A 21,311-nucleotide genomic window follows, 5' to 3' on the forward strand; every position below is an offset into this window, starting at 1 on the left:
CCTTTTCGTTGTTCGGGTTTGTTTGTTGCGGTTCAGGCGAGGGTGAGGAACAGCTTCTCGAGCTCCTCGGTTGTGATCCCCTCGGTGGGGTGGGTGCCGTCAGGCTCGGAGACGCAGTCCTTCATCGCCGAGGCGACAACGGCGAATCCGGCCTTGTCGAGTGCGCTGGAGACAGCCGCGAGCTGGGTGACGACGTCCCGGCACGACCCGCCCTCCTCCACGGCGCGAATTACGCCGTCGAGCTGCCCACGAGCGCGGCGGAGTCGGTTGAGGATGCGGCGCTGGGCGTCTGTGTCTTGGCTGGCCATTGGTCTTCCTTCCGGTTGAGGTTGTAGGTGAGCATGCCTCCGGAGAGGGATGCGGAGTCGAAGCCCGCCTGGGTGAGGACCCGGTGTGCGATGGCTGAACGTACGCCCGAGGCGCACAACACCCGCACCGGACGTCCGGCGGCTGCGCCGCGGACCTCGTCGAGGCGTTGCCGCAACTCGGTGTGGGGGATGTTGACCGAGTGTGGCAGGTGCCCGGTGGCGTACTCGGCAGCACTGCGTACGTCGAGTACCAGAGACGTCGCCAGCACCTGTTCCACGTCCTCCCGGTACCAAAGGCGCAACGTCCCGTCGAGGACGTTGGCGCCCACCATGCCGGCGAGGTTGACGGGATCCTTCGCCTGGCCGTACGGCGGGGAGTAGGACAGGTCCAGGTCGATCAGGTCGGTGACGTCCAGGCCGGCGCGGATCGCCGTCGCCAGCACGTCAATGCGCTTGTCAACGCCATCCCGACCCACCGCCTGTGCCCCCAAGAGCCTTCCGTCGGGCGCGAAGTGCACCATCAGGTGGACCTGGGTGGCGCCGGGGAAGTACCCGGCGTGCTGGTTGGGGTGCAGGTGGATGGTGCGGTGCGGCATGCCTGCGGACTCCAGCGCGTTCCTGGAGGCTCCGGTCATCGCTGCGGTCAGTTCTCCCACGCGCACGATGGCGGTGCCGAGGGGAGCGGGGATGGGTCGGGCGCTCGCGGGCCGCAGGATGTCGTCGGCCACGAGGCGGCCGGCGCGGTTCGCCGGCCCGGCGAGGGCCACGGGGCGGCGCACGCCGGTGATCGGGTCGGTGGAGGTGACGGCGTCCCCGACTGCCCAGACGCCTTCGGCGGAGGTGCGGCCGTGTTCGTCGGTGATGATGGCGCCCCGCTCGCAGGTGATGCCCGCCGCCTCGAACGGCTCGGTGTCGGGACGGACGCCGACGGAGAGCACCACGACGTCGGCGGGCAGCCTGGAGCCGTCTGAAAGCGTGACGATGTCCTCCTCGGTCCCGTGCTCGATGGTCTCGGCGGAAACGCCTGCCCGGACGGTGATGCCGATCCGCTCCAGCTCGGCAGTCACGTGCTCGGCGATCTCCTCGTCGAGGGGAGGCAGGACGTGGGCGGCCATCTCGACGACGTCGACCGCCAGCCCCTGGCCGGCGAGCGCCTCCGCTGCCTCCAACCCTATGAATCCGGCACCCAGCACGACGGCGCGGCGCGCCCCCGTCTCCACGCGGTCACGCAGGCCAAGCGCGTCGTCGACGGTCCGGAGGGTCCGCACCCGCGGCGAGTCCAGCCCGTCGATCGGCGGGCGAGCCGCCTTGGCGCCGGGGGCGAGGACCAGGGCGTCATAGGGGAAGGTCTGATCGCCATCGGCGGTGCGGGCGGTTACGACCCGACGCTCCACGTCGATCGCGACGACGTCGTGCCCGGTACGGACGTCAAGGTTGAGTGCGGCCCGCAGCGACTCCGGGGTCTGCACGAGCAATGACCCGGGGTTGGTGATCTCGCCACCCACGAAGTAGGGGAGCCCGCAGTTCGCGAATGAGACATGCTGGCCCCTCTCGAGGATGATGATGTCGGCTTCTTCGTCGAGGCGACGGGCGCGGGCGGCGAAACTCATGCCGCCGGCGACCCCGCCGACGACGACGATCCGCTTCGGGTCGTTCGGCTCGGTCTTGGTCTGAGGCATGACCCAAAGATACCCCAGGGGGTATATCAGCGCAAAATCGAGCGACCAGGCGTCACAACTCCCGGATGACGCGCGCCGGGTTTCCGACGGCGACCACGTTGGGCGGCACGTCCTTGGTCACCACGGAGCCCGCCCCGATGACCGAGTTGTCTCCGATGGTCACGCCCGGACAAACGATCACGCCCCCACCGAGCCAGACGTTGTCGCCCAAGGTGATGGGCCGTGCCGCCTCCAGCTTGTCCCGCCGAGTCTGCGGGTCAAGCGGATGAGTGGGGGTAAGCAACTGGACCCCTGGACCGATCAGGCAGTCCGCCCCTATCGTGATCCGCGCAACGTCGAGGGCGGTCAGGTTGTAGTTGACGTAGGTTCTCGCACCGATGGAGATCTGGTCCCCGTAGTCGACGAAGACAGGGGCGGTGATGACGACCCCGTCAGCCCGGTCCGGTATGAGTTCGGCCAGCAGTTCCGCCGCCCTTGCGTCTCCTGCAGGGAAAGCCCGGTTGTACTCCGCCTGCAGCCGCATGGCTCGGTCGTGGCGTTCTGCCAGTTCTGGGTCCTCGGCGAGGTACAGGTCGCCTGCCAGCATCCGCTCCCGGTGCGTGCGGGGATCCCCTTCGAAGTATTGGTGCATGGCTCAACCCTAGGCCCGCGAGGCTTCCCACGTTGTCAGGAGCGCGTGGCAGCGTGCTCCCAGATCTCCACGGCCACCCCGCCGGGCGACTCGAAGTGGATCACGCGCTGGCTGGCGCTGCCCTCCCGGGTCTCGCGCTCCGACACGAGTTCGGTCTCCTCGAGGTGCCGCTCGGCGGCGTCCAGGTCCGTGGTCATCAGCAGGAGCTTGAGCCCGACGGTCGCGGGCGGTGGGCTGTCCGGGAGCCTGCGGAAGCTGAGGCAGAACCCCTCGCCGGGATGCTCGAAGAGCGCGTACCCGGCCGTCAGCGCGACGGTGTCCAACCCGAACACCTCCGCGTAGAAGCCCACCTCCGCCTCGAAGTCGGAGACCGCGTACTCGAACATCTGGCGGAACACCACGCCGTCGGTGGCCAATGGGATGGGGCTCCCCCCTGCCACGGCCCCCGCTTCGATGGCTTCGGCGCCAGAGCGGCGAAGCTTGTCGATCACTGGAACATCACTCACGTCGCGCTCCCGCTTCTCGATGATGGGCAGTCCCAGCAGGATACGTCGCCGGGGCCGCGACGTCTGCCAGACCGGTGTTGTAGGTTGTCAGGTGCCAGTCCGGTGGCCAGTGTCCTTGGCCCGCCGGTTCGTCACCATCCAACGCAGGAGTTGACCACCGGTGCCAGACAGCGTGCCAACCGCATTTCCCTCGTCCGCCATTGGACTCGTCCCTCGACCCAGGTCCGCGCAGATCACCTCCGACGGGGCGCTCGAGGTTCCGGCCGTAGTTGAGGTTGTCGGCCCGCAGGAGTGGATCGCGACAGCCGCCTCCCTCCTGGAAGGCGGAACCGGGATTCGCCTCGTGCGGGGGGACGGAGACACCGGTTTCCTCACGCTCACCCGTGGTGGCGACACGCCCTCGAGCTACTCGCTGGAGACCACCCCCGTCGGCGTGGTCCTTCGGGCTGCCGACGACGAGGGCCTCGTGGCCGGACTGGCGACGCTGCTCCAGCTCATGCCCGCCTGGGTGTACGCGCCCGCTCCGCTGCCCGGCGCACGGCTCTCCCTTCCGTTCGTGCGGATAGTCGACGAGCCGAGGTTCGGCTGGCGCGGAATGCACCTGGACGTCGCCCGCCACTTCATGCCGTTGCCGTTCCTCTACCGGTTCGTGGACCTGCTGTGGCTGCACAAGCTCAACCGCTTCCACCTCCACCTCAACGACGACCAGGGCTGGCGGTTCGAGGTCAAGCAGTACCCCGGGCTGACCGAGGTCGGCGGCCACCGTGCGGAGACCCGGTTCCTGCCGGCGGGCGACGGGGATGGCACCCCACACGGTGGCTTCTACACGCAGGACCAGCTGCGGGCGCTGAACTCCTACGCCCGTGGGCGCGGCGTCACCATCGTCCCGGAGATCGACGTCCCCGGCCACACCAGAGCCCTGCTGGCCGCCTACCCGGAGTTCGGCGAGGACTCCGAAGGGCTGGCGGTTCCGACGGGGCCCGGGATCTTCGAGGAGGTGCTCCACCTCGGCGAGCGGACCCTCGAGATGGTCGAGGCCGTTCTGACCGAACTGCTGGACGTGTTCGACTCTCCTTGGATCCACGTCGGGGGCGACGAGTGCCCCACTGCCCAGTGGCGCCGGAGCGACGACGCGGCCCGGCTCGCTGCCGAGCGTGGCCTCGACGGCGTGGACGGACTGCAGCCCTGGTTCACCGAGCACCTGCGCGACTGGCTGGCGCAGCGCGACCGCGTCACCGTCGGCTGGGACGAGATCATCGACCGCGGCGCGATGCCGGGTGCGGTCGTCATGTCCTGGCGTGGTGGCGAGCCCGGCCGTCGTGCGCTGGCCGCCGGTCACCAAGTGGTGATGTCGGCGAACCAGCCGTACTACTTCGACTACTACCAGTCGGACTCTCCGGACGAGCCCTTCGCGCAGCCCGTGACGGCGCGGTGGGAGGAGGTCGCGAGCTTCGACCCGGCTGACGGCGTTGCGGAGGAGCACCTGCACAACCTGCTGGGAATCCAGGGCCAACTCTGGACGGAGTTCATACCGACGCCGACGGGGGTGGAATACATGGCGTTCCCGCGCGCTGCCGTGCTGGCTGAGGCAGCCTGGTGTGGCCCGACGGACCCCGCCGAGCTCGAGCCACGCCTGCGCGCCCACCTGGGACGGCTGGATGCGGCCGGGGTCAACTATCGCCCACTGGATGGTCCCCGCCCATGGCAGAGGGGCGGCAGCGGAAGACACAGCCGCCCAGAGGGCCATGGCCGACGCGACTGAGCGTCACCGCGCGGGCAGCAGCAGCAAGGACGCCGGAGAGACGGAGGCCAGGACGTCCTGCGCCTCGGGTGCCTCAGCCCTGAGGTCGTAGCGACCCACCGTCGCGCCGTGCTCATGCGCCACCCACAAGGAGTCCCCGTCCACGACGAAGTCCCTGGGCCAGGCGCCCACCGGGAACTCCCGAAGCCACTCGGGCTGGTCCCCGGTGAGGAGGAACTCGGCGACGGTGTCGCAACCGCGCAGCGAAACGAGGAGCAGGTCGTCGCGGAGCCGCAGGGCAGCGGGATACGTCTCGTCGTTGACGGAGGCTCTGACGGAGACGGCCTCGGTGAACGTCTCGCCTTGGCGGTCTCCGACCCAGAGCCTGCCGTTGAGCTCGCCCACCACCACCAGGCGGTCCTCCCGGAGCACCAGGTGCCTCGGTCCCATGCCTGCCGGCAGGACTATCGGCTCCAGCTCGACAAGGGTGCCATCGGCTCCGAGCCGGACGCGGTGGACCCGGTCGGCGCCAAGGTCGGTCACCAGGGCGACGTCGCCGTCGAACACCACCTGGTGCGCGTGCGCCGCCTCCTGCCTGTCCGGGTGGGGCCCGGAGCCGTCGAAGTCGATCACGTCCAGCAGGCGCGAGAGCCCGCCGCGCTCGTCGATCGCGAAGCTGGTGAGCGCTCCCGCGTCGTAGGAGGCGACCAGGACGTGCCCACCGTCGGGGGAGACGGCGAGGTGGCAGGCCCCCGCCCGTTCGACGGGAGCGCTCGAGACGAGTTCGAGCTGGGCGGGGAAGGCGGTCCGGTCCACCTGCAGGGAGTGGACGAGGCTGCGAGGCCCCGACGAGATTGCGCAGACCAGGTCACGCTGCGGGTGCAGCACCAGATAGGTTGGCGAGGGCAATTCGAGTACGGGACCGGGGACCACGTCGGCGTCATCGAGTCCGAAGACCTGGAGGCCGCCCTCGCCCGAGGCGTCGGTGTTGTTTCCCACCAGCAGGGTCCTGCGCGACATGATTCTCCCAACGTTGGTACCCGTGCCTACAGTCTGGACCGGTTTCGGACGGGATGCACAGGAGGGGAGCGGGATTCGCCCTGTTTCATCCGAGGGCCCTAGGGTGAGCCGATGCACTCCGCCGAGTCTCGTGAACTCGTTGCCCGTAGTCGCGCGCTGATGGCACTGCTCTTCCTGCCGGGCATCGTGCTGGCGAGCTGGGTCAGCAGGACCCCTGACATCCGCGACGCCCTAGGCGCCTCACCGGCGCAGATGGGGCTGGTGCTCATGGGCCTGTCGGTGGGATCGATGGCGGGCATCCTCGCCTCCGGCCGGTTGACCATGCGCTTCGGCACCCGCAAGGTCATCGCGGTCGCCGCAACGCCGACCGCCCTCAGCGTCCCGGTGATCGCCGCCGGTGCCGGTCTCGCATCGCCGTGGCTGCTCGCCTTCGGACTCGGACTGAGCGGCCTGGCGATGGGCGGTGGTGAAGTCGCGCTGAACGTCGAGGGCGCCGAGGTCGAGATGATCGGGGCCAGGCCGTTCCTCCCCAAACTGCACGCCTTCTTCTCCCTCGGGGCCACGACCGGGGCCTCGCTGGGCATCGCCTTCACCCATTACCGGGTCCCGGTGCCGGTGCACCTGGCCTGCGTGGCCGTGCTGGCGTTCGTGCTCGTCCCTGCGGCCGTCAGGCACATCCCGCCAGGCGTGGGTGTGGCCCTTCCCCGACCTGCCGGCGCAGGGCGTGAACGGACGCTGTTCAAGGAGGCGCCCCTGCTCCTGATCGGTGCCGTCATGCTGGCTCTGGCCCTCGCGGAGGGGTCGGCCAATGACTGGCTGCCGTTGGTCATGGTCGACGGTCATGGCTTCGACCCGGCCATCGGATCCCTGAGCTACGCGATCTTCGCGGCCTGCATGACGGTGGGCCGCCTGTTCGGAGGCCCCTTGGTGGCGCGGCTGGGGCAGCGCAACGTGTTGCTCGTCAGTTCCCTCGCCGGGGCGCTCGGACTGGCGCTCGTGATCCTCGTGGACAACCAGGTGGTCGCAGCCGCGGCTGTGGTGGCATGGGGCCTGGGTGCCGCGTTGGGATTCCCCGTGGCCGTCTCGGCGGCCGGGCAGTCTGGGCCCGACTCCGCCAGGCGGGTCTCGTTCGTGGCGACCATCGGCTACATCGCCTTCCTGGCGGGGCCACCGGTGCTGGGTCTGCTCGGCGAACTCGGCGGCCTGCGGCGGGCGCTCCTGCCCGTCATGGTCCTCTGCCTCGTGGCTGCGGCATTGACCCTGGTGCTTCGGCGCTACCCGGAGAACTCCCCGCACCGACGAGCATCGCTGGGCAACCGCTCGTGAGCCGCCCTTGGCAACCGCTCGTGAGCCGCCCTCATCGGTTCCAGCACAGGCAGAACGGGTGCCCCGCCGGGTCCGCGTAGACCTGGTAGTCATCGGGACCGTCGCCGCCCTGCGGGCCCTGGAGGAGCGTCGCGCCGAGGGTCAGGACTTCTTCGTGGGCCTCGTCGATGTCATCCACCCAGAGATCCAGGTGGATCTGCTGAGGATGGCCATTGGGCCAGTTGGGCGATACGTGGTCCGGGGCAAGCTGGACCGCCGCAGCCGGCTCCCCCTCCACGAGGATCATGTGCCAGTCGTCCTCGGCGGCAACCTCCCCGCCCAGCACCCCGGCCCAGAAGGCGCTCTCGGCGGCGATGTCTGCGGCATCGAAGACGACGACCTGCATGCGGATCTTCATTAAGTGAGTGTCGCACGCGGATCTGAACGTGTGAATCCCCGGAAGGTAGCGTTCGTGCATGAGCAGAGTGATATTCGACACCGCGACCACCATAAACGGCTGGATCGCCGATGAGTCCAACTCGCTGGACTGGCTGTTCTCGGTGGAGGGCGGCGAGCAGCCGGACGAGGGCCTGTTTCCTGAGGGCGTCACCGTGCTGGTGGAGGGGTCCACCACCTACGAATGGGTGCTTGCGCACGATGACATCCTTGCCCATCCCGAGCGGTGGCAGAACTTCCACGGCGAGCGGCCGGCGTTCGTGTTCACCAGCCGTGACCTGCCGGTTCCGGACGGGGCCGACGTCCGGTTCGTCTCCGGACCTGTGGCCGACGCGATGCCCGCCATCCGCGAGGCGGCGGGTGAGGGCAACATCTGGGTGGTCGGTGGCGGGGACCTCGCCGGCCAGTTCATCGACGCAGGTCTGCTGGACGAGATCGCCCTCTCTGTTGCGCCGGTGGCCCTCACCGGCGGCGCACCGCTCCTGCCTCGGCGACTGGAGTCCGACCGGCTCCGGTTGGTCTCGGCGACGGCGCACGGTCAGTTCGCTCGCCTGATCTACGAGCTCAAGGCCTGACCACCGCCGTCTACGTCGAGCCCAACGTCTGGGTCAGGCACGCCCTGGCCTGAGCCGCGCCTATGCGCGCGCCTGGTCGTGCTCGTTGCTCAGCCGGCCGACCACCCGCATGCCGGCGGCTGCCAGGTCGTCCTCGATCTGCTGGGTGTTGAGGGTGTTCACGCCGACGACGACGACGCTGGTCTCGAGGCTGCCCCGGTGCACCGCGAGGTGTTCGATGTTGGCGTGGTGCCTTGCCATGATCCCCGTCAGTTGCGACAGCACGCCCGGCTCGTCGCGGGCCTCGATGGTGAGGCGGGTGCCGTGGTCTCGGAAGCCCAGGACGTCGATGAAGGCGTCCAGCAGGTCGCTCTCCGTGATGACGCCGATCAGCTCGCCGTTCTCGACGACGGGCAACATCTCGATCTTGCGGTCCCGCATCAGCACGGCGGCCTCCTCCAGGAGGGCTCCGAGGCCGATGGTCAGGGCCGGCTTCGACATCACCTTGGCGACCGTCAGTCGCGACACCAGGTAGGTGGCCTCCTGGGCGCTGAGGGTGGTTGCCTTGGACGGCAGCGCCGCCGCGATGTCGTTGTTGGAGATGACGCCGACGACACGACCGTCGTCGACCACTGGCAGGTGCCGCACGTTGTGCCTGGCCATCGTCTCCTGGGCCTCTGGCAGGCTCGTCCCGGGGGTCACCGTGAAGGGGTTGGTGGTCATCCTCTGCTTGACGAACATGTCACCCTCCCAGGTAGGCGCGCTTGACCTCGTCGGTCTGTGCGAGGGCCCTCGCCTCGCCCGACAAGACTACCGAGCCGGTCTCCAGGACGTAGGCCCGGTCGGCGATCTGCAGGGCGATGTTGGCGTTCTGCTCCACCAGCAGCACCGTCGTGCCCGCAGCGTTGATGCGGGCGATGATGTCGAAGATCTCCTGCACCAGCAGTGGCGCCAGACCCATCGATGGCTCGTCCAGCAACAGCACCTTGGGTTTGGCCATCAGGGCACGCCCCATGGCCAGCATCTGCTGCTCGCCTCCGGAAAGGGTGCCGGCCAGTTGCTTGCGACGCTCCGCGAGGATCGGGAAGCGGTCGTAGACCTCGTCGTAGTCGGCGGATGCGACGTCCTTGCGCTGGAACGCGCCGAGCTGGAGATTCTCCAGCACGCTCATCTCCGGGAACACGCGTCGCCCTTCAGGCACCTGGGACAGGCCCCGCGAGACCCGGTTCTGCGGCGACAGGCCGGTGATGTCGTCGCCTTCGAGCGTGATGGAACCCGACGTCGGCCGCTTCAACCCCGAGACCGACCGTAGGGTTGTGGTCTTGCCCGCACCGTTGGCACCGATCAGCGTGACGATCTCGCCCTCGTCCACCGTGAACGAGATGCCCTTGATGGCGTGGATGACCCCGAAGTGGACGTGGAGGTCCCTGACCTCAAGCATTGGGTGCCTCCTCGCCGAGATAGGCCTCGATGACCTTGGGGTCGTTGCGCACGTGCTCCGGCGAGCCGTCGCTGATGATGACGCCGTGGTCGAGGACGTAGATCCGCTCGCAGATCCGCATCACCAGACTCATGTCGTGCTCGATGAGCAGCACGGTCAGGCCGAAGTCCTTGCGCAGCTGGGAGATCAGCGACGTGAGGTCGCGGGTCTCGTTGGGGTTCATGCCGGCTGCTGGCTCGTCGAGCAGCAACAGCTTCGGCTTCACGGCGAGGGCGCGCGCGATCTCCAGGTGCCGCTGGTCTCCGTAGGACAGGTTCCGCGACAGCTCGCCGGACTTCGACGCCAACCCCATCACCTCCAGCAGTTCCATGCTCTCGGCCTCGATCTCACGCTCGCTGGAGCCGAAGCGGCCGGCGTGGGTGAAAGCGGAGAACAGGCCGTAGGGCACGTTCTGCTGCATCGCGATGCGCACGTTGTCCAGCACGCTCAGGTCCTTGAACAGGCGGATGTTCTGGAAGGTGCGTCCCACCCCGGCGCGGCAGATGACGTTGGGCCGCTTGCCGCCGATTGAGATGGTCGTGCCGTCGATGTTGAGTTCGACCGTGCCCGAGGACGGCGGGTACACGCCGGTCAGGACGTTGAACAGGGTGGTCTTGCCAGCCCCGTTCGGGCCGATTAGGCCCACCAGTTCACCCTCGTCCACGTGGAGGTTCGCCCTTGACACGGCGGTGAGGCCGCCGAAGTTTCGCGTCAGTTCCGACACTTTGAGCAGACTCATCACCGGACCCCCTCGTCGGTCGGAAGAGCATCGTCGGGGTCCTTGGTGATGACCGGGGCGGCGGCTGCGGTCTGGTTCCGCCCGCCGCCGAAGGCCTTCCCGAAGATCCTCAGGCTCAACTCGCGTGAACCCATGAGACCGCCCGGGCGGAAGATCATGATGAGGACCAGGATGAGGGCGTAGATGATCATGCGGATGTCGGACACCGAGGCCAACGCCGTCGAGAGCACCGCCAGCAGGATCGCCGCGATGATGGTGCCCGTGATGGAACCCAGACCCCCCAGGACAACGATCACCAGGATGTCGATGGACTTGAGGAACCCGAACTGGTCCGGCTGCAGGACGTAGAAGTAGGAGGCGTAGAGCGCGCCGCCGACGCCCGCGAAGAACGCGGCAATGGTGAAGGTCTGTACCTTCACCCGCGTGGTGTTGATGCCGATCGCCTCCGCCGCGATCTCGTCCTCGCGCACCGCGATCGCACGGCGACCGTGGGAGCTGCGGATGTAGTTCCACAGGAAGATGAGGGTGATGGCGAGGAACCCGAACATCCAGTTCCAGTCCACGTACCTGGGGACGCCCGAGAGGCCGGCGGCGCCGTTGGTGATGTCCAGGTTGAGGATGACCACCCGGATGATCTCGGCCATGCCCAGCGTCGCGATTGCCAGGTAGTCGCCGCGCAACCGCAGCGTCGGCAGCCCCACGAGGGCCCCGACGATGGCCGCGAGCACAGCCCCGGCGAGCACACCCAGCAGGAAGCCGCCCACACCGTCGACGCGCATGGTGATGATCGCGCAGGTGTAGGCGCCGATGGCCATGAATCCGGCGTGCCCCAGTGCGAGTTGGCCGGTGAACCCGACGACGAGGTTGAGCGAGGCCGCGAGGATGATGTTGATGCAGATGGTCATCATCGTGGCGAACAGGTAGTTGTTGATGACCCCGACGGAGATGAGCAGCAGCACCAGGCCGTAGGCGACGGCGAGCGGGACCACCCAGCGCAGGACGTTCTTGACGGTGGCCATGCTCACACCTTCTCCCGCACGTTCTTGCCCAGCAGCCCGGTCGGCTTGACGATGAGGATGGCGATCAGGATGGCGAAGACCACCCCGTCACGCAGCAGCGAGTAGCCGACGGAGGACACCAGGGTCTCCGCCCCGCCGATCACGTAGGCGCCGATCAGGGCGCCGGGGATGATTCCGATGCCTCCGAAGACGGCGGCGACGAAGGCCTTGAGGCCCGGCATGATCCCCATGAAGGGGTTGATGGAGTTGTAGTAGACGCCCACCAGCACCCCGGCGGCCCCGGCCAGCGCCGAACCCAGGGCGAAGGTGAACGAGATGGTGCGGTCCACGCTGATTCCCATCAGCTGGGCGGCCTCCGGGTCCTGGGAAACCGCCCGCATCGCCTTGCCCATTTTTGTGGTCTTGACGATGAACTGCAGCAGCACCATCAACAGCACCGAGATGCCGATGATGACTAACTGCTGGCTCTTGACGATGACCCCGCCAAAGTTGAACGAGACGTTCATGTAGTCCGGCATCGCCGGATAGGCCCGCGGGTCAGCGCCGACGAAGTACATCATCGTGTACTGCAGGAGGAGTGAAACGCCGATGGCGGTGATGAGGGAGGCGAGCCGGGTGGAGTTGCGCAACGGCCGGTAGGCGATCCGCTCGATGAGCACCCCGAGGACCGTGCACACGATCATGGCGAGCAGCAGTGCCTCGACAACACCCAGCCGGAGCACCGACATCGTGGCGTACCCGACGAAGGCGCCGATCATGTAGACCTCGCCGTGGGCGAAGTTGATCAGCTTGATGATCCCGTAGACCATCGTGTAACCGAGCGCGATCAGCGCATAGATGCTGCCCAGCGACAGGGCGTTCATCGCCTGCTGCAGGAATTCCGTCACCATTCACCTCCCTCGGATCGGCGGCGGGCCGTGGTGTGTGCGGCCCACCTGCGATCACTCAAGTTCCGACTCAGCCGACCTTCTCGCTGGTGTCCTGGGCGCCGTCGGCCAGTCCGATCACCACGATCGACTTGACGGGGTTGTGGTTCTCGTCCATGTCGAAGGTGCCGGTGACGCCGACGAATCCCTTGGTCTCGGCCATGGCGTTCTTGACGGCCTCACCGGTGAGCTCGGAGGCGCGGCCGACAGCGTCGGCGACGAACTTGCCGAGGTCGTAGCCGAGTGCGTGGAAGGCGTTGGGCTCCTCGCCGTTGGCGTCCTTGAAGGCGGCGATGAACTCGGCCACCTTCGGGTCCTCGTCGATCGGGCTGTAGTGGTTGGTGAAGTAGACGTCGTTCAGCGCTTCGGGGCCGGCCAGTTCGAGGAGCGTGGGGGAGTCGAAGCCGTCCGCGCCCAGGATCGGGGCGTCGATGCCGAGTTCGCGCGCCTGCTTGATGATGAGGCCGGCCTCGGAGTAGTAGCCCGGCAGGTAGACGAGGTCGAAGTCCTGGCCGCGCAGGCGGGTGAGGATGGAGTTGAAGTCGGTGTCGCCCGCCGTGAAGCCCTCCGTCCCTGCGATGGAGCCGCCCAGGTTCTCGAACTCGGACTGGAACGCCGCAGCAAGGCCGGTGGCGTAGTCGGAGCTGTTGTCCTGCACGATCACCGCTGTTCCGGCGCCGAGGTTCTCGGCCGCGAACTTGGCCATGATCGTGCCCTGGAAGGAGTCGTTGAAGCAGATGCGGAACGCGTACTCCTTGACGCCGTCGGCATCGACGGTGACGTCGTCGGCCGTCGCGGAGCCGGAGACGACTGGCACCTGGTTGTCCTGGGCGACCGGGATGGTGGCCTTGAAGTTGCCTGAGGTGGCCGGACCCATGCAGGCGAGGACGCCGTCGGAGGACATCAGGCGGGTGGCCAGGGTGGTGGCCTCCGCAGCCTCGGACTTGTTGTCCACCTCGACGAGCTCGATCTGCTTGCCGTCGATGCCGCCGGCTTCGTTGACCTCGTCGATGGCCATCTTGATGCCCGCCACGGATGCCTGACCGTAGGTGGCCACGTCGCCGGAGAGCTCGTAGTTGACCCCGAGCTTGATGGTGTCCCCGTCGGAGCCGTTGTTGCCCTGCGGTGAGGCGGAGCAGGCGGTCAGGGTCCCCGCGACGGCCACCGCCGCGGTCGTTCCCAAAAGCGCACGACGCGAGAGCTGCATGTAGATCACTCCTAAAGATTGTTTCCGCGATCGCACGCGCTGATCGCCTTCATGGTGAGTAACCTAAGCACCTTTGGCCCGTCGGCGCACTTGCGTGACCGGATGTTGACCCGAATCGCTGGCGATGTTGCGCAATCGTGATCTTCCATGCGCTCCGGGGCGGAAACAGCGGATCCCCCGCCGGGAAGGGCGGGGGATCCGTGAGGTCCTCGGGAGGACGGATCAGGCGATGACTCCGAAACCGGAGGTCCAGGCGACCTTCTCGGTGGCGGCGAGGGTGAGCTGCAGGAAGCCGACGGCCTCCAGCTCACGTGCCCGCTTCAGGGAGCCGGCGTCGACGGCCTTCAGGCCACCGGCGGACACGATGCCGACGAGGGTGTTCTTGGCGTCGGCGTCATCCCCGGCGACCAGCACGGTGGTGGGAACCTGACCACCGACGGAGCCGGAGGCCAGCGTGCCGGCGAAGTTGGTGTTGAAGGCCTTCAGCACCTTGGACTGGGGGAGCTTCGCGGCGATCTCGGCGGCCGCGGAGCCGTCGGCCGGAACCACGAGGGAGTCGAAGGTCTCGAAGTTGAGGGGGTTGGTGATGTCGACGACGATCTTGCCGTCGAACTGCCCGGCGCGCTCGGCCAGGATCTGGTCGACAGCCGGGTAGGGCACCGCGAGGACCACGACGTCGCCCGTGACGGTCTTGTTGGTGTCGTTGCTGTCGAACAGCTCGACGGTGTTGCCGCCCTTGGTGACGATGCCGGCGATAGCCGAGCCCATGTTGCCCTTGCCGATGATTGAGACGTGTGCCATGTCTTGCCTTCCGTTGTTGGTTGATCCTTCAAGTAAAACTCTAGCACGATAAGTTGAAGTGTCAAGTGTTTTGCTAGGATTGGTCCATGAGTACGAAATGGCTGGACAATGACGAGCGCGCGGCGTGGGTGCGGTTGGCCGCGCTGGTGGAACTACTACCCGGGGTTCTGGACACCCAACTGCGGCGGGACGCAGACCTGACGCACTTCGAGTACTTCAGCTTGGCCATGCTCTCCGAGGCGCCGGAGCGCACCCTGCGCATGACCGCCCTGGCGGGCAGGGTGAACGCGACGCTGTCGCGACTGTCCCACGTCGTCAGCCGCCTTGAGGACCGGGGTCTGGTGCGACGGTTCCCATGTCCGGGGGACCGGCGGGCGACGAACGCGCAACTCACCGAGGCTGGTTGGGACAAGGTTGTGGAGTCAGCTCCCGGGCACGTCACCAATGTGCGTGAGAACGTCATCGACGCGCTGACACCGCAGCAGGTGCAGCAGCTGCACCAGATCGCCGACCAGATCCTGGATCGCATCGATCCCGAAGGGCTGATGCGCCCTGCAGAGAGGTGATCAGCCCTTGGGCTGACGCGCCGCCCACTCGGCCAGTTCCACACGGGGCCCGGTGAAGAAGGGGGTCTCCTCGCGCACATGCAGCCGTGCCTCCACGCTGCGCTGGTGGCGCATGACGTCGGTGAGGCGGTGGAGTTCGTCCGCCTCGAACGCCAGGATCCACTCGTAGTCGCCGAGTGCGAAGCTGGAGAGCGTGGAGGCGATGACGTCCGGGTACTCCCGCCCGGCCATGCCGTGCTCGCGCAGCATCCGGGAGCGGTCGGCCTCCGGGAGGCTGTACCACTCGAAGCTGCGCACGAACGGGTAGACGCACACCCAGGGCCTGGGCGCGAAGCCCGCGAAGCAGGCAGGCACGTGGGAGCGGTTGAACTCGGCTGGACGGTGGACGGCCACCACGGACCACACCGGTTCCAGATGGGCCCCGAGATCGCTGGCCCGCAGCGCGTGGTAGGCCGCCTGGAGCTTCTCCGCGCTGTCGGCCGTGGTCCAGACCAGCAGGTCCGCGTCAGCGCGGAAGCCGCCGACATCGTAGAAGCCCCTCACCTCCACATCGGCGGCCTCGAGACCCGACTGGACGGCCTGGAAATCCAGGCCCTCGGGCAGCGGGTCGGCCGTGAGGAAGACCGAGTACATCGCATACAGCGTCTGGGAGTTGATGGCCTCGAGATCGGCGTCGGTCGCGTCTCGGTGGTCGCGGGACGGGTGACTCATGCGTGCTCCTTCACTTCGGCGGGGCGCAGCAGGCAGCAGGGCCTGGCGAGGTAGTCGGCGAGCGTCAGTTCCGCCGCGCCGGAGCGCGCCAGTTCCGCCCGTGCCTCGAGCTTGTCGACGAGCATCCGCACGAACGCGGGGTGCGTGCCCACGGTGGCGGCGCGCACGAACGGGAGTTCGAGCTCGGTGGCGGTGGCCACGGCCTCGGTGTCGAGGTCGTAGACCACCTCCATGTGGTCGGTGATGAAACCGATGGGGGAGGCGACGACACCGCCGACTCCCTCGGCCTGCAGTTGGGCCAGTCGGTCGTTGACGTCGGGTTCCAGCCAGGGGGTGTGGGGTGAGCCGGAGCGGGAGCAGAACGTCAGCTCCCAGGCGATCTGCTCGCCCGTCAGTTGCTCGACCCGCGCGGCCACGCGCTCGGCCACCCGGAGGTGCTGCTGGTCGTAGGTGGTGCAGGCCGGCGAGCCGTCGCCGGAGGCCGCGTTCATGGCAGTGGGGATCGAGTGGGTCACGAACAGCACGCGGACGGCACCGTCGATCGGCTGTTCGCGCAGCTTCGTCAGGGCCGCCACCACGGCGTCGGCGTTGGCGGTCACGAACCCCTCGGACTCGGCGAAGGGGGCGATCTTGTCGATCCTGATGGCTCCGTCGACCCCTTCGGTGGCCCGCTGCAGGTCCTCGGCGTACTGCCGACAGCTGGAGTAACTGCTGTAGGCGGAGGTGGCCAGTCCCAGGACGCGGGTGTGGCCCTCGGCCACCAGGGCGGGGACGGTCTCCGAATGGAACGGATGCCAGTTGCGGTTACCGATCACGACGGGGACGTCGATGTTCCGGAAGGCCAGTTCCGCGCGCAGCGCCTCCAGCAGTTCGGCGTTGCGCTCGTTGATGGGCGACTTCCCGCCGAAGAGCATGTAGTGCTCCGAGACCTCCAGGAGCCGTTCGTCGGGGATCCCGCGGCCGGCGGTCGCGTTGCGCATGAAGGGCAGGACGTCGTCGGGCTTGTCGGGGCCTCCGTAGGAGGCCACCAGAACCGCGGTGTAGGGGTGCAGCGAGTGGTTCATCCAACCTTGCCTTGTCTCGGTTCTCCCGGGCTCTGTTCCGAGCCGGTGTCCAGGTCTTCCACGGTCAGGCCCGTAGCCGGGCAGGAACCCTCGTCGAGCGCCTCGTCCGAACCGCCGATCCCGTAAAGCTCAGCCATCGCGGACAGGTACTCGGTGGTCCGCCCCGACGCCGCAGCCAGCTTCGCGCGCGAGGAGGGCACGTGCAGCAGCCGGGTGGCGAGCCGACGCAGCGCGTGGGCCGCGTCGGCATGGTCGAGGGGCCTACCCTGCGGGAGCCGGGCCACTTCGTCGTCGACGAGTTCCAGGACGGCCTCCCGGAGACTCACGACGGCGGGATCCAGCACCCTGGTCTGCAGCTTGGTGCGCAGGGCCTCGCAGCCTTCAGCCACGATCTGCTCAGCCTTGGAGGTGTCGGGGTCCCAGCGTGCCGAGAGCGCCTCCTGGAGTGTGGCGAGGCTGATCACGTCGACGCCGGGAAGGGCGGCGACGCTTGGTGCGACGTCGCTGTGGAGCGCCAGGTCCAGGATGGTCAGCTGTGCGCCGGGATCCACGTCGGCCGCGGTGATTGCGGGCACCCCGGTTCCCCGGCACGCGACCACGAGGTCCACCTCCCGCAGGGCCTGGGCCAGGTCGCCGGCGACGGCGAGGTGGTGGCTGGTGGCGAAGTCGTCGCCCCGGCCGCTGGCCGAATGCACTCGGATGGCGTGGGCGCCGCGGGTTCTCAGTGCCGCGACGCTCGCACCGGCGAAGGCGCCCGTACCGACAAGCAGCACGCGGGCCGAGGGCCAGTCCGCCACGTTCGCGAGGTCAAGGGCCACGGAGACGACCGAGCGCCCGGCTTCGGCGAGCGTCGTCTCGCGGGCGACGCGCCGCGACGAGCGCAGGGCCTCCTCGACGGCGAGGCTGAGGTGCGGGGAGGCGAGTTCGGCGTCCTGTGCCTCGGCGAGGGCCCGGCGGACCTGGCCCGCGATCTCACGCTCACCCACCACCATGGAGTCCAGCCCGGCGCACACCCGGAACAGGTGGCCGATGGCCTCGTCGTCGTCGTAGCGGTCCCAGGATGGCGGCAGGTCCAGTTCGGGTGCGAGCGACTCGACGAGCTCCGCGGTGGAGCGTCCAGGGGCGTCGACGACGAACTCCACCCGGTTGCAGGTGGTCAGGGGCAGGACCGACTCGACGCCGGGGACGGCACGCAGCCGGGCTGCGATCTCCTCGGCGCTGTCCACGATCCGTTCCACCTCCACGAGTCCGTGGTGGCGGTGCTGGACGGAGAGGATGGCTAAGTTCACAGTGGCGCCCATTGAACCACCAGTTTGCCGATGGGGCAGAATCGCCTGTGTGACCAACTCCCACCAGAGCACCCTGTTGCAGGCATTGTCAGGACAGCGACCCGATCGGCTTCCCGTGTGGTTCATGCGCCAGGCGGGCCGTTCCCTGCCCGAGTATCGGGAGGTGCGGGAGGGCAACACCATCCTGCAGGCCTGCCTGATGCCGGAGCTGGCGGCCGAGATCACCCTCCAGCCGGTGCGTCGCCACGGCGTCGACGCCGCGATCTTCTTCTCCGACATCATGGTGCCGCTGGTCCTGGCGGGCGTCGACGTCGACATCCAGCCCGGCATCGGCCCCGTGGTGGCCGACCCCGTCCGCTCAGCGGCGGACGTGGACCGGCTGGTGGACCGAGGGCTCGGCGATGCCGAAGCGATCACCAGTGCCGTGAGGATGGTGGTGGCCGAACTGGGGGAGCAGGTGCCTCTGATCGGTTTCGCCGGCGCCCCCTTCACACTGGCCGCCTACCTGGTCGAGGGGCGAGGCAGTCGGGACCACCTGGCCGCCCGCGCCCTCATGCACGCAGACCCCGCCGCCTGGCACCGGCTGCTGGGCTGGTGCGCCGAGTTGTCCGCGTCCTTCCTCGAGGTGCAGGTCGACGCAGGTGCGCGGGTGGTGCAGTTGTTCGACTCGTGGGCCGGCTCGCTGCGTCGCGACGACTACGCCGAGCACGTCGCGCCCCACTCCCGCACCGCCCTCGCGGCGGTCGCCGGCAGGGTGCCCCGCATCCACTTCGGAACCGGCACGCGCCACCTGTTGCCCGACATGGCTGCCTGTGGAGTCGAGGCCATGGGCATCGACTACCGGACGCCGCTCGACGACGCCGCCGGGATCCTCCCCGGACTGCCCCTCCAGGGCAATATCGACCCCGCGATGCTGGCCGCCGGCTGGGGACCGCTGGAGCGGCACGTCCGGGACGTGGTCGAGCGGGGCCGCAAGGCACCCGCCCACATCGTGAACCTCGGCCACGGCGTCCCGCCGACCACCGACCCCGGCGTCCTGACCGAACTCGTCGGACTGGTGCACGAGCTGTGAGCGCGGTAGTCGTCGGGGGTGGTGTGGCTGGCCTCGTGGCGGCCCGGGAACTTGCCCTGCAGGGCCGGGAGGTCACCCTTGTCGAGTCCACTGAACGCTTCGGTGGCATGGTGCACGGGGTACCCCTCGCGGGTCTCCTCGTCGACGCCGGGGCCGAGGCCTACGCCACGCGGACGCCTCTGGTCCGTGACCTGTGCGCCGAACTGGGCCTCAGCGTCGCCGCTCCGGTCGGGCGCAGTCATGTGTGGTGGCCGGAGCGGGGTGCGCTGCCGCTGGCCCATGGTTTCCTGGGCATCCCGGCCAGTCTCGATGACGACGCCCTGGCCGCCCTGACGCCCGCGGAACTGGACCGGGCGCGCCTCGACCTCACCGAGCCCGTCGGCGACCTGGGGCACACGCTTGCCGACCTCGTCCGCGCGCGGCTGGGTGAGGCGGTGCTGGAACGGCTCGTCGCGCCGCTCACCAAGGGCGTCAACGGGCTCGCGCCCGACGTCATGCCGGCCGAGCAGTTCGCTCCTGGGCTGGCCGAGGACACTCGCAGGCTCGGCTCACTGACCCGGGCCGTTGCCGAACGCGTGGGATCCGGGGCCCCCGTGGAGCAGCCGGTCGGAGGTATGCACCGGCTCGTGCCCGCACTGCTCACCTCGCTCCGGGCCAGCGGCGTCACCACGCTCACCGAGTCGCGAGTGGCAGCGATGCGCCGCCGTTCGAGCGGCTGGGTCCTCGACGTCCCCGGTGGTGAACTCGAGGCCGAACGGGTGGTGCTGGCCGTGCCCGCGCGCGTCGCCTCGAGGCTGCTGCGCCCACAGGGCGTGCACTTCAACCCGCCGCGCACCGTGGTCACCCGCAACCTGTTGTTCGCCCTGTCACATCCCGGCCTGGCGGCGCAGCCGGTGGGCTCGGGCGCACTCCTTGGCGAGCGGCCACCAGGCATGGTGGCCCGCTCCCTGACGCACTACTCGGCGAAGTGGCCCTGGGCGCGGCGTGATGGCGTCGAGATCATGCGGGTGGCGCTCCCGCCGGACCGGGAGCCGGAACTCCAGCAGGTCCTGGCCGACGCGTCGCTGATCCTCGGAGTCGAACTCGGCGCTGACGACGTCGTCGACTCCTACGAGGCCACCTGGACCGAGATGCCGCGGGTGCTGCCGGCCGCTGAGCGGGCGTCGCTCCAGGAGGCGCTCGCCAGGTTCCCGGGCCTCACGATCGCGGGAGCGTGGGTGGCCGGCAACGGCCTCGCCGCCGTCGTGCAGTCGGCCAAGGATGCGACGGCATGAGGCTGCGTCTCGGCACCAGGGGTTCCGAACTCGCCGTCACGCAGTCCACGACCGTCGCGGAGGCGCTGCGCGCGGCAGGCCACGACGTGGAACTGGTGGTCATCCGCACCCGCGGCGACCGCGAGCGCGCTTCCCTGACCGCGCTGGCCGGGCTGGGGGTCTTCGCTGCCGAACTGCGCAGCGCACTTCTGGAGGGCGAGTGCGACCTTGCTGTCCACTCCTACAAGGACCTGCCAGTCGCGGGAGTACCGGGCCTGGTGGTGGCCGCCGTTCCAGGCCGCGAGGACCCGCGGGACGCGTTGTGCGCACGTGACGGTCTGACGCTCATGGAACTGCCGCCCGGAGCCAGGATCGGGACCGGATCCCCACGCCGCGTCGCACAACTGCGGGCGTTGCGGCCCGACTGCGAGTTCGTGGACATCCGCGGCAACGTCGGCACCCGGCTCGGGCGCGTCGCTCCCGGAGACCTCGACGCAGTGGTGCTGGCGGCCGCGGGACTGAGCCGCCTCGGCCTGGCGGGTGCGGTCACCGAGTACCTGCAGATCCTGCCCGCGCCAGGGCAGGGCGCCCTCGCCGTCGAGTGCCGCGCCGACGACGAGGCCACTCGCGCTGCCGTCGGCGCCCTGGAGGACCCGGCGGCCCGCGCCGCCGCCGACGCCGAACGAGCCGTCCTGGCTGAGCTCGGCGGGGGTTGTGCGGCACCCATCGGTGCCCTGGCGGCAGGCTCCGGGGACGAACTCCTCCTCCGCGCCGGCGTGTTCGCGGCCGACGGCGTCGCCGCCACCGCCGCTGAGGTCCGGTTCGGCCCTGGGGATGCGCTGTCGGCCGGACGTCGGTTGGCAGGTCTCCTGATCGCCGACGGCGCGGCGTCGGTGACAAAGCTGGACGAGACCCGCGCGTCGCGGCTCGCGGAGTTCCACGACGACTCCAGTCTCTGGGGAGCCGGGCCACTGGAAGGACTCA

The 21,311-nt window shown here is 68.8% G+C and carries 22 protein-coding genes and 1 pseudogene; 7 read left to right on the top strand and 16 right to left on the bottom strand.

Annotated features, from left to right (window positions below; genetic code table 11):
- Positions 1 to 32: 32 nt before the first annotated feature.
- The 4 genes from LKO27_RS04185 to LKO27_RS04200 are packed head-to-tail and all read right to left on the bottom strand — an operon-like array spanning position 33 to position 3,124.
- Positions 33 to 308: a metal-sensitive transcriptional regulator gene (locus LKO27_RS04185; RefSeq protein WP_227735618.1), complete on the bottom strand. Its 276-nt coding sequence runs from the start codon at positions 306 to 308 to the stop codon at positions 33 to 35.
- Entirely contained in the window at positions 230 to 1,987 is a 1,758-nt protein-coding gene (locus LKO27_RS04190) for an FAD-dependent oxidoreductase (RefSeq protein WP_227735619.1), read from the bottom strand. Before LKO27_RS04190 ends, LKO27_RS04185 begins: the two co-directional genes overlap by 79 nt.
- Positions 1,988 to 2,039: 52 nt before the next feature.
- Positions 2,040 to 2,618, bottom strand: coding sequence for a sugar O-acetyltransferase (locus LKO27_RS04195; RefSeq protein ID WP_227735620.1), 579 nt, complete (start codon positions 2,616 to 2,618; stop codon positions 2,040 to 2,042).
- Positions 2,619 to 2,653: 35 nt separating this feature from the next.
- Positions 2,654 to 3,124, bottom strand: coding sequence for a VOC family protein (locus LKO27_RS04200; RefSeq protein ID WP_227735621.1), 471 nt, complete (start codon positions 3,122 to 3,124; stop codon positions 2,654 to 2,656).
- Between the two features lie 172 nt (positions 3,125 to 3,296).
- Between LKO27_RS04200 and LKO27_RS04205 the strand changes: the two genes are divergently transcribed.
- Complete coding sequence (locus LKO27_RS04205) at positions 3,297 to 4,886, top strand: beta-N-acetylhexosaminidase (protein ID WP_227735622.1); 1,590 nt, start codon at positions 3,297 to 3,299, stop codon at positions 4,884 to 4,886.
- Between the two features lie 3 nt (positions 4,887 to 4,889).
- On the opposite strand, the gene LKO27_RS04210 is transcribed toward LKO27_RS04205, so the two are convergent.
- A complete protein-coding gene (locus tag LKO27_RS04210) occupies positions 4,890 to 5,885 on the bottom strand; it encodes a beta-propeller fold lactonase family protein (RefSeq protein WP_227735623.1) in 996 nt (331 codons plus the stop codon).
- Between the two features lie 159 nt (positions 5,886 to 6,044).
- Between LKO27_RS04210 and LKO27_RS04215 the strand changes: the two genes are divergently transcribed.
- Complete coding sequence (locus LKO27_RS04215; protein WP_227735624.1) at positions 6,045 to 7,211, top strand: MFS transporter; 1,167 nt, start codon at positions 6,045 to 6,047, stop codon at positions 7,209 to 7,211.
- A gap of 31 nt (positions 7,212 to 7,242) precedes the next feature.
- On the opposite strand, the gene LKO27_RS04220 is transcribed toward LKO27_RS04215, so the two are convergent.
- A complete protein-coding gene (locus LKO27_RS04220) occupies positions 7,243 to 7,608 on the bottom strand; it encodes a VOC family protein (RefSeq protein ID WP_227735625.1) in 366 nt (121 codons plus the stop codon).
- Between the two features lie 58 nt (positions 7,609 to 7,666).
- Here LKO27_RS04220 and LKO27_RS04225 point away from each other — a divergent pair, with 58 nt between their 5' ends.
- On the top strand, positions 7,667 to 8,221 hold the full coding sequence (locus tag LKO27_RS04225; protein ID WP_227735626.1) for a dihydrofolate reductase family protein: 555 nt from the start codon (positions 7,667 to 7,669) through the stop codon (positions 8,219 to 8,221).
- A 60-nt stretch (positions 8,222 to 8,281) separates the two neighbouring features.
- On the opposite strand, the gene LKO27_RS04230 is transcribed toward LKO27_RS04225, so the two are convergent.
- The 7 genes from LKO27_RS04230 to LKO27_RS04260 all read right to left on the bottom strand — a co-directional run bounded on the left by LKO27_RS04230 (position 8,282) and on the right by LKO27_RS04260 (position 14,372).
- The gene (locus tag LKO27_RS04230; RefSeq protein WP_227735627.1) at positions 8,282 to 8,941 is read right to left on the bottom strand and encodes a CBS and ACT domain-containing protein; all 660 of its coding nucleotides are present in this window, start codon (positions 8,939 to 8,941) and stop codon (positions 8,282 to 8,284) included.
- Position 8,942: 1 nt separating this feature from the next.
- Positions 8,943 to 9,641 (bottom strand): ABC transporter ATP-binding protein, encoded by a 699-nt coding sequence (locus LKO27_RS04235; RefSeq protein ID WP_227735628.1) that lies wholly within the window; start codon positions 9,639 to 9,641, stop codon positions 8,943 to 8,945.
- Positions 9,634 to 10,419 carry an ABC transporter ATP-binding protein gene (locus LKO27_RS04240; RefSeq protein WP_227735629.1) on the bottom strand — a complete coding sequence of 262 codons (786 nt, stop codon included), beginning with the start codon at positions 10,417 to 10,419 and terminating at the stop codon, positions 9,634 to 9,636. Before LKO27_RS04240 ends, LKO27_RS04235 begins: the two co-directional genes overlap by 8 nt.
- Positions 10,419 to 11,438 carry a branched-chain amino acid ABC transporter permease gene (locus LKO27_RS04245; protein ID WP_227735630.1) on the bottom strand — a complete coding sequence of 340 codons (1,020 nt, stop codon included), beginning with the start codon at positions 11,436 to 11,438 and terminating at the stop codon, positions 10,419 to 10,421. The genes LKO27_RS04240 and LKO27_RS04245 overlap by 1 nt, the downstream gene beginning before the upstream one ends.
- Positions 11,439 to 11,440: 2 nt before the next feature.
- Positions 11,441 to 12,328 (bottom strand): branched-chain amino acid ABC transporter permease, encoded by an 888-nt coding sequence (locus LKO27_RS04250; RefSeq protein ID WP_227735631.1) that lies wholly within the window; start codon positions 12,326 to 12,328, stop codon positions 11,441 to 11,443.
- A gap of 67 nt (positions 12,329 to 12,395) precedes the next feature.
- The gene (locus tag LKO27_RS04255) at positions 12,396 to 13,571 is read right to left on the bottom strand and encodes an ABC transporter substrate-binding protein (RefSeq protein WP_227737206.1); all 1,176 of its coding nucleotides are present in this window, start codon (positions 13,569 to 13,571) and stop codon (positions 12,396 to 12,398) included.
- Between the two features lie 222 nt (positions 13,572 to 13,793).
- Complete coding sequence (locus tag LKO27_RS04260; RefSeq protein WP_227735632.1) at positions 13,794 to 14,372, bottom strand: NADPH-dependent F420 reductase; 579 nt, start codon at positions 14,370 to 14,372, stop codon at positions 13,794 to 13,796.
- 86 nt (positions 14,373 to 14,458) lie between these two features.
- On the opposite strand from LKO27_RS04260, the gene LKO27_RS04265 reads away from it, so the two are divergent.
- The gene (locus LKO27_RS04265) at positions 14,459 to 14,938 is read left to right on the top strand and encodes a MarR family winged helix-turn-helix transcriptional regulator (RefSeq protein ID WP_227735633.1); all 480 of its coding nucleotides are present in this window, start codon (positions 14,459 to 14,461) and stop codon (positions 14,936 to 14,938) included.
- Here LKO27_RS04265 and hemQ read toward each other — a convergent pair whose 3' ends face one another.
- From hemQ to LKO27_RS04280, 3 genes are read right to left on the bottom strand one after another with little or no spacing between them, the layout of a single operon-like run.
- Entirely contained in the window at positions 14,939 to 15,649 is a 711-nt protein-coding gene (gene hemQ, locus LKO27_RS04270) for a hydrogen peroxide-dependent heme synthase (RefSeq protein ID WP_227735634.1), read from the bottom strand. It lies immediately after the preceding gene.
- Complete coding sequence (locus LKO27_RS04275) at positions 15,646 to 16,713, bottom strand: ferrochelatase (RefSeq protein WP_227735635.1); 1,068 nt, start codon at positions 16,711 to 16,713, stop codon at positions 15,646 to 15,648. The genes hemQ and LKO27_RS04275 overlap by 4 nt, the downstream gene beginning before the upstream one ends.
- Positions 16,710 to 18,002: a glutamyl-tRNA reductase gene (locus LKO27_RS04280; protein WP_227735636.1), complete on the bottom strand. Its 1,293-nt coding sequence runs from the start codon at positions 18,000 to 18,002 to the stop codon at positions 16,710 to 16,712. The genes LKO27_RS04275 and LKO27_RS04280 overlap by 4 nt, the downstream gene beginning before the upstream one ends.
- Here LKO27_RS04280 and hemE point away from each other — a divergent pair.
- From hemE to hemC, 3 genes and pseudogenes are all read left to right on the top strand, one after another.
- On the top strand, positions 17,989 to 19,074 hold the full coding sequence (hemE, locus tag LKO27_RS04285; RefSeq protein WP_227735637.1) for a uroporphyrinogen decarboxylase: 1,086 nt from the start codon (positions 17,989 to 17,991) through the stop codon (positions 19,072 to 19,074). The two genes, LKO27_RS04280 and hemE, sit on opposite strands and share 14 nt — an antisense overlap.
- Positions 19,071 to 20,348 (top strand): FAD-dependent oxidoreductase, encoded by a 1,278-nt coding sequence (locus tag LKO27_RS04290; RefSeq protein WP_227735638.1) that lies wholly within the window; start codon positions 19,071 to 19,073, stop codon positions 20,346 to 20,348. Before hemE ends, LKO27_RS04290 begins: the two co-directional genes overlap by 4 nt.
- A pseudogene (hemC, locus tag LKO27_RS04295) lies at positions 20,345 to 21,253 on the top strand (hydroxymethylbilane synthase); the annotation flags it as partial. The gene LKO27_RS04290 and the pseudogene hemC, both read left to right, overlap by 4 nt.
- Between the last annotated feature and the right edge of the window lie 58 nt (positions 21,254 to 21,311).

This window comes from Tessaracoccus sp. OS52, from assembly GCF_020687685.1.
In the GTDB taxonomy this organism is placed as follows: Bacteria; Actinomycetota; Actinomycetes; order Propionibacteriales; family Propionibacteriaceae; genus Arachnia.

Bases quoted from the DNA above. Each gene is read 5' to 3' on its own strand.
- LKO27_RS04185 (WP_227735618.1), bottom strand. From the start codon at position 308: ATGGCCAGCCAAGACACAGACGCCCAGCGCCGCATCCTCAACCGACTC.
- LKO27_RS04190 (WP_227735619.1), bottom strand. From the start codon at position 1,987: ATGCCTCAGACCAAGACCGAGCCGAACGACCCGAAGCGGATCGTCGTC.
- LKO27_RS04195 (WP_227735620.1), bottom strand. From the start codon at position 2,618: ATGCACCAATACTTCGAAGGGGATCCCCGCACGCACCGGGAGCGGATG.
- LKO27_RS04210 (WP_227735623.1), bottom strand. From the start codon at position 5,885: ATGTCGCGCAGGACCCTGCTGGTGGGAAACAACACCGACGCCTCGGGC.
- LKO27_RS04215 (WP_227735624.1), top strand. From the start codon at position 6,045: ATGGCACTGCTCTTCCTGCCGGGCATCGTGCTGGCGAGCTGGGTCAGC.
- LKO27_RS04220 (WP_227735625.1), bottom strand. From the start codon at position 7,608: ATGAAGATCCGCATGCAGGTCGTCGTCTTCGATGCCGCAGACATCGCC.
- LKO27_RS04225 (WP_227735626.1), top strand. From the start codon at position 7,667: ATGAGCAGAGTGATATTCGACACCGCGACCACCATAAACGGCTGGATC.
- LKO27_RS04230 (WP_227735627.1), bottom strand. From the start codon at position 8,941: ATGTTCGTCAAGCAGAGGATGACCACCAACCCCTTCACGGTGACCCCC.
- LKO27_RS04235 (WP_227735628.1), bottom strand. From the start codon at position 9,641: ATGCTTGAGGTCAGGGACCTCCACGTCCACTTCGGGGTCATCCACGCC.
- LKO27_RS04240 (WP_227735629.1), bottom strand. From the start codon at position 10,419: ATGAGTCTGCTCAAAGTGTCGGAACTGACGCGAAACTTCGGCGGCCTC.
- LKO27_RS04245 (WP_227735630.1), bottom strand. From the start codon at position 11,438: ATGGCCACCGTCAAGAACGTCCTGCGCTGGGTGGTCCCGCTCGCCGTC.
- LKO27_RS04250 (WP_227735631.1), bottom strand. From the start codon at position 12,328: ATGGTGACGGAATTCCTGCAGCAGGCGATGAACGCCCTGTCGCTGGGC.
- LKO27_RS04255 (WP_227737206.1), bottom strand. From the start codon at position 13,571: ATGCAGCTCTCGCGTCGTGCGCTTTTGGGAACGACCGCGGCGGTGGCC.
- LKO27_RS04260 (WP_227735632.1), bottom strand. From the start codon at position 14,372: ATGGCACACGTCTCAATCATCGGCAAGGGCAACATGGGCTCGGCTATC.
- LKO27_RS04265 (WP_227735633.1), top strand. From the start codon at position 14,459: ATGAGTACGAAATGGCTGGACAATGACGAGCGCGCGGCGTGGGTGCGG.
- hemQ (WP_227735634.1), bottom strand. From the start codon at position 15,649: ATGAGTCACCCGTCCCGCGACCACCGAGACGCGACCGACGCCGATCTC.
- LKO27_RS04275 (WP_227735635.1), bottom strand. From the start codon at position 16,713: ATGAACCACTCGCTGCACCCCTACACCGCGGTTCTGGTGGCCTCCTAC.
- hemE (WP_227735637.1), top strand. From the start codon at position 17,989: ATGGCTAAGTTCACAGTGGCGCCCATTGAACCACCAGTTTGCCGATGG.